12 protein-coding genes are annotated in these 7,435 nt (G+C 67.1%); 4 read left to right on the top strand and 8 right to left on the bottom strand.

Going from position 1 to position 7,435, the window contains the following annotated elements; genetic code table 11:
• Positions 1 to 191: 191 nt before the first annotated feature.
• A complete protein-coding gene (locus KBY78_RS14375; protein ID WP_255144181.1) occupies positions 192 to 815 on the bottom strand; it encodes a sigma-70 family RNA polymerase sigma factor in 624 nt (207 codons plus the stop codon).
• Between the two features lie 224 nt (positions 816 to 1,039).
• Here KBY78_RS14375 and KBY78_RS14370 point away from each other — a divergent pair, with 224 nt between their 5' ends.
• From KBY78_RS14370 to KBY78_RS14360, 3 genes are read left to right on the top strand one after another with little or no spacing between them, the layout of a single operon-like run.
• Positions 1,040 to 1,258 (top strand): type II toxin-antitoxin system HicB family antitoxin, encoded by a 219-nt coding sequence (locus tag KBY78_RS14370; RefSeq protein WP_255144180.1) that lies wholly within the window; start codon positions 1,040 to 1,042, stop codon positions 1,256 to 1,258.
• Positions 1,251 to 1,496 carry a type II toxin-antitoxin system HicA family toxin gene (locus KBY78_RS14365; RefSeq protein ID WP_255144178.1) on the top strand — a complete coding sequence of 82 codons (246 nt, stop codon included), beginning with the start codon at positions 1,251 to 1,253 and terminating at the stop codon, positions 1,494 to 1,496. The genes KBY78_RS14370 and KBY78_RS14365 overlap by 8 nt, the downstream gene beginning before the upstream one ends.
• A 15-nt stretch (positions 1,497 to 1,511) precedes the next feature.
• A complete protein-coding gene (locus KBY78_RS14360; RefSeq protein ID WP_255144177.1) occupies positions 1,512 to 1,727 on the top strand; it encodes a DUF2283 domain-containing protein in 216 nt (71 codons plus the stop codon).
• A 30-nt stretch (positions 1,728 to 1,757) separates the two neighbouring features.
• On the opposite strand, the gene KBY78_RS14355 is transcribed toward KBY78_RS14360, so the two are convergent.
• The 7 genes from KBY78_RS14355 to KBY78_RS14325 all read right to left on the bottom strand — a co-directional run bounded on the left by KBY78_RS14355 (position 1,758) and on the right by KBY78_RS14325 (position 5,850).
• Positions 1,758 to 1,985, bottom strand: coding sequence for a hypothetical protein (locus KBY78_RS14355; protein WP_255144175.1), 228 nt, complete (start codon positions 1,983 to 1,985; stop codon positions 1,758 to 1,760).
• Between the two features lie 178 nt (positions 1,986 to 2,163).
• Positions 2,164 to 2,934 (bottom strand): XRE family transcriptional regulator, encoded by a 771-nt coding sequence (locus KBY78_RS14350; protein ID WP_255144174.1) that lies wholly within the window; start codon positions 2,932 to 2,934, stop codon positions 2,164 to 2,166.
• 111 nt (positions 2,935 to 3,045) lie between these two features.
• Complete coding sequence (locus tag KBY78_RS14345; RefSeq protein WP_255144173.1) at positions 3,046 to 3,258, bottom strand: hypothetical protein; 213 nt, start codon at positions 3,256 to 3,258, stop codon at positions 3,046 to 3,048.
• A gap of 176 nt (positions 3,259 to 3,434) precedes the next feature.
• Positions 3,435 to 3,842 carry a type II toxin-antitoxin system VapC family toxin gene (locus KBY78_RS14340; RefSeq protein WP_255144172.1) on the bottom strand — a complete coding sequence of 136 codons (408 nt, stop codon included), beginning with the start codon at positions 3,840 to 3,842 and terminating at the stop codon, positions 3,435 to 3,437.
• Complete coding sequence (locus KBY78_RS14335; protein WP_255144171.1) at positions 3,839 to 4,093, bottom strand: antitoxin; 255 nt, start codon at positions 4,091 to 4,093, stop codon at positions 3,839 to 3,841. The genes KBY78_RS14340 and KBY78_RS14335 overlap by 4 nt, the downstream gene beginning before the upstream one ends.
• A gap of 288 nt (positions 4,094 to 4,381) precedes the next feature.
• Complete coding sequence (locus tag KBY78_RS14330) at positions 4,382 to 5,398, bottom strand: hypothetical protein (protein WP_255144170.1); 1,017 nt, start codon at positions 5,396 to 5,398, stop codon at positions 4,382 to 4,384.
• On the bottom strand, positions 5,398 to 5,850 hold the full coding sequence (locus KBY78_RS14325; RefSeq protein WP_255144168.1) for a DUF6932 family protein: 453 nt from the start codon (positions 5,848 to 5,850) through the stop codon (positions 5,398 to 5,400). Before KBY78_RS14325 ends, KBY78_RS14330 begins: the two co-directional genes overlap by 1 nt.
• Positions 5,851 to 6,078: 228 nt before the next feature.
• Here KBY78_RS14325 and KBY78_RS14320 point away from each other — a divergent pair, with 228 nt between their 5' ends.
• Entirely contained in the window at positions 6,079 to 7,335 is a 1,257-nt protein-coding gene (locus KBY78_RS14320; protein ID WP_255144167.1) for a DUF6880 family protein, read from the top strand.
• Positions 7,336 to 7,435: the final 100 nt, after the last annotated feature.

Raw genomic sequence — 7,435 nt, 5'->3', positions numbered from 1 at the left:
CAACAACCACGCCCCTCCTCCGGCCGTGAGAACTGAGAACCCGCAACTCACAGTGTGCCCATTGAATCGGCAACGAGAGCAGCGCAGCAACAGGACCGATCCCAACAGAGGCCCGGCAACTGGAGGCTCCCTGCTGGAGACCCATCGATCATGCCTTGTCAGGACCTTTGTCCTTGAAAGGGCCTGAGGCCCTACGCCTCCAGCTGCACGCGCAGGGCGGCGAGGGCCTTCGTCTGGGCTCGCATCACAGAAGACGTGCTGATGAGAAGCCGCTCGGCTGCAGCACGGAGTGACAGGCCCTCCAGGAGCGTGAGCCTCAGGGCTGTGGCCTGGGCGGCGGGCAGCTGATCGACCAGCCGCTCCAGCGCCAGCTCCTGCTCGGCCCCGCTGGAAGCCAGCTCGGGCTCAGAGGAAGCCAGCTGATCGAGCAGGCACGGCTCGCCATCAGCGCTGGCATCGAGGCTGAAGTGCCCCAGCGGGCACTGGCCTTCCTCGTGGATGCGGCGCGGCACGCGCACCAGCCGCACCCGATCGCGCAGGTGGTGCTGCAGGGCCCCAGTGATGCAGCGACGCAGATAGGGCCCAGCGGGTTCGCCTGCCCTGCAGCGGGGAGCTGAGCGGACCAGGGCCTCGCGGGCCATCTGCATCAGATCCTCCAGCTCCACCAGCGGGAACAGGCGCCGGGCAGTGGCAGAAGCAATGGCATCAGCCAGGGGCAGGTGCTCCAGCACCAGGGCATTGCGGGCCTTGAGGGTTGTGCGGCTGAGGGCTTGTGCCGGCTGCCGGCGGCGGGAGGTGGAAAGCGGGGAAGCCATCTGGGGACGGCAGACAACCCCACCCCCAACGGCCGGCCGCAGCGCAGAGGCAAGGACGCCCGACGCAGGAGGGCGCATGGCCCGATCCTTGACGCGGCGTGAGGACTGGCCACTGGATTCGGTGGGTGTGCGCCGGCTCAGTGGCGATTCCCTCCCCCTCGCCGCCAGGCTGCTCGCTGGTCTTGCGTAGAAGCCCCAGACTGGAGGCATCCCGCTCAACGCCGATGAGCACAGTCACTGCCCAACGACTCACGGCGATCCTTCACCGGGAGGATGAGGTGTACGTGGCCGAGTGCCCGGAGGTGGGCACCGTGAGCCAAGGGGACACGGTGGAAGAAGCCCTGGCCAACCTGCGGGAGGCCACCGAACTGTTCCTGGAGGAGTGTCCGCGGCCGGCGTTGGCGCCAAGGCTGCTTACCACCTTCGAAGTGAACGTTGCCTAAGCTCCCGCGCCTCCCCGCCGTTGCTGTGGTGGCGGCCTTGAAGCGACTGGGGTTTGAGGAGGTTCGTCAGAAGGGCAGCCACCTGGTGCTTCGCAGAACCATGACCAAGGCCGATGGCAGTGCAGCTGCCGTGATCTGCGTGGTTCCCCTGCACCGGCGGGACCTGGCCGTCGGCACCCTCGCCAGCGTTCTACGGCAAGCCGGACTGGACGGCGACACCTTCATCCAGGCCCTTTGATGCAGCCCCCGCACCATGAAAATCCGCTACTTCCCGGATACCGACACCCTCTACATCGAGCTGGCCGATCGGGTGAGCAGCAGCTCTGAGGCAGTGAGCGACAACCTGATTGTCGACACAGGTGTGCTGGGCAAGCCGGTGGGCTTGACACTGGAGCACTACTCCCAGATCGCAGGCACCAGCACGACCCTTACCCTGCTGCCGATCACTCCTGTGCTGCAGCCGGCCTGACGGGAGAAAGGGGCCGCAGCCCCCCAGGCCTCAGAAGGGCAGCAGGGCTTCGAGCTCAGGATCCAGCGGCGGCTCGCTCTGCTCAGCCTGCCGCTCGATCAGCAGATCATCCAGGAGCCCAGCGAGCCGCACCAGCCCACGGCCCCAGCACTCTTCGCTGAGCCAGAGGAGAAGGCCATCGCTGCTGGCGGAGAAGTGGAGCCGGCGGGCGGCATGGACGTGAACGGAGGCAGAAGCCGAAGCGAGAAGCTTGGCCATGGCGGACCCAGCGCAGGACCTGGACTCCTGTCGGGGCGGGGTCAAGGACCCGCGACGATCCCCCCATGTGCCGCGTCATGCGGCACCACCGTCACCAACCGCGGGCATGGCTCCGATCCTTGACGCCGCCCCGCACCCTGACGAGGCCTGCGCGGCAGCCATCAACGGCATCCGTGCATCAAGCCGCGGCGGCCGCCGCGGCCGGCAGCGACCGTTGCCACTGCTCCAGCCACTGCTCAGGCCGGTAGTGATCGCCGCTCACCCACAGCGCTGCCAGTTCCGCTGGGCTGTAGCGGCGAAAGCCGGTGAGCACGGCATAGAAGTCGCCTCTGTGCTCCTCCCCCGCCAGGTCCATCAGGGTTTCCACTGCCGCGGCCGGATCGAGGCGGTGCTCCTTGATCACTGCTTGCAGCTGCCGACGCCAGCGGCCGCAGAGTGTGGCGGCCTGGCGCTCGCTCATCGCTGGTGCCGGTGTGGCGGCAAAGGCTGGTGGTACCGGCCGCAGGCCGCAGTAGCAGGCCCAGAGCTCGAGAGGGCCCCACACCGGAGCGTCGTCATCGCCCAGGGGGATGGCGTCCTCGAGTTTGTCGCGCAGCTCGACGTCACCAACAGGTCCCCAGTCACCTGAGGCGATGCGCCGGTTCAGCTCCCACAGCTGCCAGAAGGCCCGTTGGCGCAGCTCACCGGCCTTGCCCTGCTCGATCACCGAGAGGTTGCCGTAGGAGATCACCAACTTGGGATCACCGATCGCCTCGGCCCAATGGCAGGCGGTGTACTGGGTCCAGCCGTTGCGGCGCCGCCAGTTCAGCAGCATCTTCCCGAAGGCCAGCCGGCTGGCCTCCCGCTGGCTCACCAGCGCGTCGTAGCCGGGGATGGCGGGGATCGGGTGCGGCTCTGGCCGCTGGAGTGCGGTGCTGCTGGCGCTCGGCGGAACGGGCGTCACGGTCATGGGGCTCGGCGCAGGGTGCGGTCGATGGCCTCAGCTCTTGCCATGCAGGCCAAGCCCCTATCGCTGCCAACTGAGCAAAGCCGGAGGCGCAGCGGCCTCCGGCCAGGAGATTCAGAGCACCTGCACCCGGCCCTGGGCGCCGAGCACCCGCTGCTGATTGGCGGCCAGGATCAGGGCCTCGCCTCGTGGCACGTAGTGCGGCTGGGCGGTGATGTGCCCCTCGCGATCGAGGAACAGCACCCGCAGGAGCTCACCGGCAGCTCCGAGGAAATGCACTGAGATGATCCGGATCGGGCAAGTGCGGCTGAGAGGAATGGCGGCCATGGCTGAGCTGGCGAACGACACCGCCGTCAAGCCCCGGCGCCGCCAGCGCCGTGCAAGGGGCGCGAAGCGCAGCGCAGCGACTTGCGTCAGCCCTTGCGCGGCGTGCAAGCCGGGGCAGGCCGGGTGACGTGATCGCCAGCGCCAGGGCTGCCCCCGATTCGCAGAGCCAGGCCGATTCAGACGGCCCAGTCCACCAGCTGCAGCCCCTCCACCCGGCAGAACTCACTGACGTTGTGGCTCACCACGGTGGCGCCGATGGCCAGCGCGTGACAGGCGATCCAGAGATCGTTGGCGCCGATCGGTGTGGCACGGCGCTTCAGGGCGGTGGCTTGAACGGCGTAGTGCTCGCAGATCCCAGGTCCATCGGGATAAAGCACCGGCACCAGCCGCCTCAGGGCCTCCAGCTGCTGCAAGGTGGCCTCCCGCCGCTGGCTGCCCTCTGCCCCGCGCAGCAGCTCGGCCCAGGTGATGAACGACATGGCGATGCTGTCCTCGTCGCTGAGGGCATCAATGCGCTCGGCCACCTGGGGCGGACGGTTCTTGCTCAGATAGATGAGGATGTTGGTGTCGAGCAGGTAGATCACAGGGCTTCCCGGTCCTGCACCAGCAGCTTGTCGGCTTGCTGTTGCTCCAGCGCCTCCACAAAGTCGGCATCCAAGCCGCTGAGCGCCTGCAGCAGGGCCTGACCCCGCCGGCTGGGGGTGGGGTGAATGAGCAGATCGCCTTCCGGGGTGCGGCTGATCTGCACCCGATCGCTGCTCAGTCGGAACTCCGCGGGAATGCGCACGGCCTGGCTGTTGCCGTTCATAAACACGCGGCTGGGCAGAACGTCCATCGAATCATTCCTCGCGTGTGTACAGCATAGTGTAGACAGCCTGCGTGTGCTCTCTCAATGCCCCCAGTCGCAGCTGTGCCCCACGGCCCAGGTGGCCCCCGGCAGGGCAATACCGATCCCGCCATCGATGCCCTGCGGGCCTGAATCCAGGCGCAGAGCAAGGCTCCTGCCGATCACATCGCAGTCGATCCGGAAGCCAAGGCTTTCATCAACGACTGGGCCATCCCTGAGCCCATCAGAGCTGCGGGAGGCAGTTGTCGCAGCCGGTGAAAGTGGGGCTCAGCTGAACTAGGACTCGACCTCCAGCACCAGTTGCTGATCCGCCGGCCGGGTAACGGTGATCTGTTCGACGCGCACCAGCCTGGGCTGCTGATCAGCTGCGGCCTCGTAGCTGCCCTTCACACGCACGGCGGCATTGAGCAGGCCGATGATGTCGCCGTCATAGAGGGGCTCATAGATGCAGCGCATGCCGCTGCTGGCCCCCCGCCCCCGGATCTCAAAGCGGCGGGCATCGAGGTCCACCTCCCGCACCACGCCTTCGAACTCACCGTTCGCCTTCATACGACGGTTGCTGGGCGCGTTCAGGCTGCGTAGCAGGATCTGGCGGCTCTGCTTGGTGAGTGCCTGAGCCGGACCCAGCTCTTCACTGGGCTGCGGGCCGCTGAGGAACAGTTCACTGATCGCCTTGTTCTGGGCTGAGGGTGCCAGGCGCTTGGCCGCCACCATCAGCGTGTCGCGTACGGCTGGATCGGGGAATTGCTCGTAGATGGCCTCACTGATCACACCGTCCTGGATCAGGCGTGGAATCGCCGGCAGGCTTTGCACCGCCATCTGCACTGCGCGGTAGAGGTCATCGCTCACCCCGGGCAGCACCGCCTGGCCATCGGCACCCACATCTCCAGGCTGTGGCACGCGCATGCCCACCACCAGGCTGCCGTAGGTCAACCCGGCCAGCTGGGGGTCCAGGTCGGCCGGCCAGCGCACCTTCTTCTCCTCCATCCCGGCGATCGCCTTGGCCACCAGCTGGATCTCTTTGCGCAGATTGCCAAACAGCGTCGTCACCAGCGACACCGGTGGCTCGCGGTGCGCGACCCCTGGGCCGCGGTAGCGGGCGATCAGGTCGGCATGATCGGCCAGCTGGGCATAGGAGAAGTTGTCGCGGTAATAGCGGGCAAGCTCTTCATAGAGCGGTTCGGTGAAGGCCTGCGGATCGGCTCCTGCCCGACGGGCGAGCTCCTGGGCCCCCAGGATCTCCTGATGGATCAGGCGCGCCCTGGCCTCCATCGCGTCGAGCCAGCTGCCCATCAGTTCAACCTCACCACGCCTTTGACGTGCTTGGCATCGAGGCTTTTCTCCAGCAGCTCCCGGGGGTCAATCCCCTGGATGCGCTTGAGAGCATCGATGCTGACGATCTGCGTCTGCACGAACAGGCGGATCTGATAGCGCTCGCGAAAGGCTTTCTGCTGCTGATAGAGATCAGCTGCTCGCCAGAAGCCGTCCTCGCTGAGTTCATCGAGCAACAACACCACGACGATGTCGCTGGGGTGCTCGTGCTGGGTGACGAAGCTGCCATCGAGCACCAGCGGCGTCTGCACTCCCATAGCTGGCTCCAGGGTTTCCATCAGGAATTGCCGCAGTTGACTGAGCAGCTGCTGGCGGCAGGCATTCCAACCCAGCAGCGAATCCAGTTGCTCGAGCGTGCAGCGGTGAATTCCCTCCTCCAGATAGCCATGGGGATCAAAGCGTGGGGGCGCCATTCTTCAGGTGTCCTCAGTATTCCCATGGCTGAGCGACCTTGCGGTGTGGCTGGGCATGGCGCCGAGTTGCTGCGCGCTTTATACCCAGACCACCAGCCTTTGGGTATCGGCTGCTGTGCCTTTGCAGGTGCCCCCGCCCTGCAGCACGGCTGGACCTTTGCCTCCCCTGCGGCGATCCTGGCCAGAGTCTGCGCAGCAGGCCCAAGCCATCCCAGCGGCACTCCCCTGATGCCACGCTCCTCTGCCCTTGATGCCAAGGCCCTGCTGGCCCTCGGGCCGGAGCGCCTCACCGAGCTGCTGCTGGAGCTGGCCGCCAGTGACCCGGCGATCAAGCGCCAGCTCAAGCTGGCCGTAGCCACTTCCTCCAGCCCCCAGGAGGCCGCCGCCCAGGTGCGGCAGCGGCTGGTCACGATCGCCCGCTCCAAGCGTTTCTACGAGCGCGACCAGCGTCAGCCGATCCGCAAAGACCTCACGGCCCAGCTCGACGCCATCACCGGTCCGATCGCCCAGGGCGATCCCGCTGCCGCCCTGGAGTTGATCTGGCAGTTCCTGGAGCTGGGGGACAACGTGCTCGGCCGCTGCCATGACAGCAGCGGCCTGATCGGTGACATCTTCCGCGAGGCCATCCGCCAGCTAAGCCCGATCGCCGCGGCCGCCAAACCTGAGCCCCTGGCCCTGGCGGAGCAGGTGTTCGAAGCCTTCTGCCACAACGGCTATGGGGTGTTCGACGATCTGATCCAGCAGCTGAGCGAGCCCCTGGGCCCGGTGGGACTGGCGGCGCTCAAACAGCAGTTCCAGCAGCTGGGCGAGCAGCCGGTGCCGGTGCCGCCCAGGCAGGAGTGGCAGCAGGTGTCCTACGGATCTGGCGGCCCCACCTATGCCCACGAGCGGGCCGAGAGCTCGCGCCAGTGGACCGTGAAGCTTGGCCTGCAGGCCGTGGCAGAAGCCAGCGGCGATGTGGATGGCTTCATTGCCCAGTACACCGCTGAGCAGCAGCGCTTCCCCCGCATCGCCGCCGAGATCGCAGGGCGCCTGCTGGCCGCCGGCCGCGCCGAGGACGCCCTGGCTTTCCTCACCAGGGCCACCCCCGATCGCTCGCGCTGGCCGGAGATGACCTGGGAGCACAGCCACATCGCCGCGCTACAGGCCCTTGGCCGCACAGAGGAGGCTCAGACAGCCCGCTGGAACTGCTTTGAGCGCTGCCTCGACGGCACCCTGCTGCGCACCTACCTCGATCAGTTGCCGGCCTTCGAGGACGTGGAGGCCGAGCAGCGGGCCATTGCGATTGCCCTGGCGTACCCGAGCCTCACCCAGAGCCTCTGTTTCCTGCTCAGCTGGCCCTCGGCCTTGGCGCAGACCGCCGAGCTGGTGCTGAGCCGGCGCAGCGAATTGGAAGGCGCCCAGTACGGGGTGATGGGCGCCGCTGCCGAGAAGCTCAGCAAGGACCACCCCCTGGCGCAGGGCCTATTAAAAGTCTCAAGCTGAGGCCGGCTGTGGGCCTCCCTGACCATGGCAGCGCATCAGCCGCACCAGCAGCTCCACGTTGTGGCTGACGACACCTATCGCGTCAGCGATGGAATGGAAC

This window comes from Synechococcus sp. EJ6-Ellesmere (assembly GCF_024345875.1).
GTDB classification, from domain to species: domain Bacteria; phylum Cyanobacteriota; class Cyanobacteriia; order PCC-6307; family Cyanobiaceae; genus Regnicoccus_A; species Regnicoccus_A antarcticus.
The sequence above is the reverse complement of the archived record's forward strand: the minus strand, read 5'-3'. Positions and strand labels throughout refer to the sequence as shown.

Excerpts from the sequence above, each read along its gene's own strand:
- KBY78_RS14350 (WP_255144174.1), bottom strand. The coding sequence starts at position 2,934 with ATGACCGTGACGCCCGTTCCGCCGAGCGCCAGCAGCACCGCACTCCAG.
- KBY78_RS14325 (WP_255144168.1), bottom strand. The coding sequence starts at position 5,850 with ATGGCGCCCCCACGCTTTGATCCCCATGGCTATCTGGAGGAGGGAATT.
- KBY78_RS14320 (WP_255144167.1), top strand. The coding sequence starts at position 6,079 with ATGCCACGCTCCTCTGCCCTTGATGCCAAGGCCCTGCTGGCCCTCGGG.
- KBY78_RS14375 (WP_255144181.1), bottom strand. The coding sequence starts at position 815 with ATGGCTTCCCCGCTTTCCACCTCCCGCCGCCGGCAGCCGGCACAAGCC.
- KBY78_RS14355 (WP_255144175.1), bottom strand. The coding sequence starts at position 1,985 with ATGGCCAAGCTTCTCGCTTCGGCTTCTGCCTCCGTTCACGTCCATGCC.
- KBY78_RS14345 (WP_255144173.1), bottom strand. The coding sequence starts at position 3,258 with ATGGCCGCCATTCCTCTCAGCCGCACTTGCCCGATCCGGATCATCTCA.
- KBY78_RS14370 (WP_255144180.1), top strand. The coding sequence starts at position 1,040 with ATGAGCACAGTCACTGCCCAACGACTCACGGCGATCCTTCACCGGGAG.
- KBY78_RS14330 (WP_255144170.1), bottom strand. The coding sequence starts at position 5,398 with ATGGGCAGCTGGCTCGACGCGATGGAGGCCAGGGCGCGCCTGATCCAT.
- KBY78_RS14360 (WP_255144177.1), top strand. The coding sequence starts at position 1,512 with ATGAAAATCCGCTACTTCCCGGATACCGACACCCTCTACATCGAGCTG.
- KBY78_RS14335 (WP_255144171.1), bottom strand. The coding sequence starts at position 4,093 with ATGGACGTTCTGCCCAGCCGCGTGTTTATGAACGGCAACAGCCAGGCC.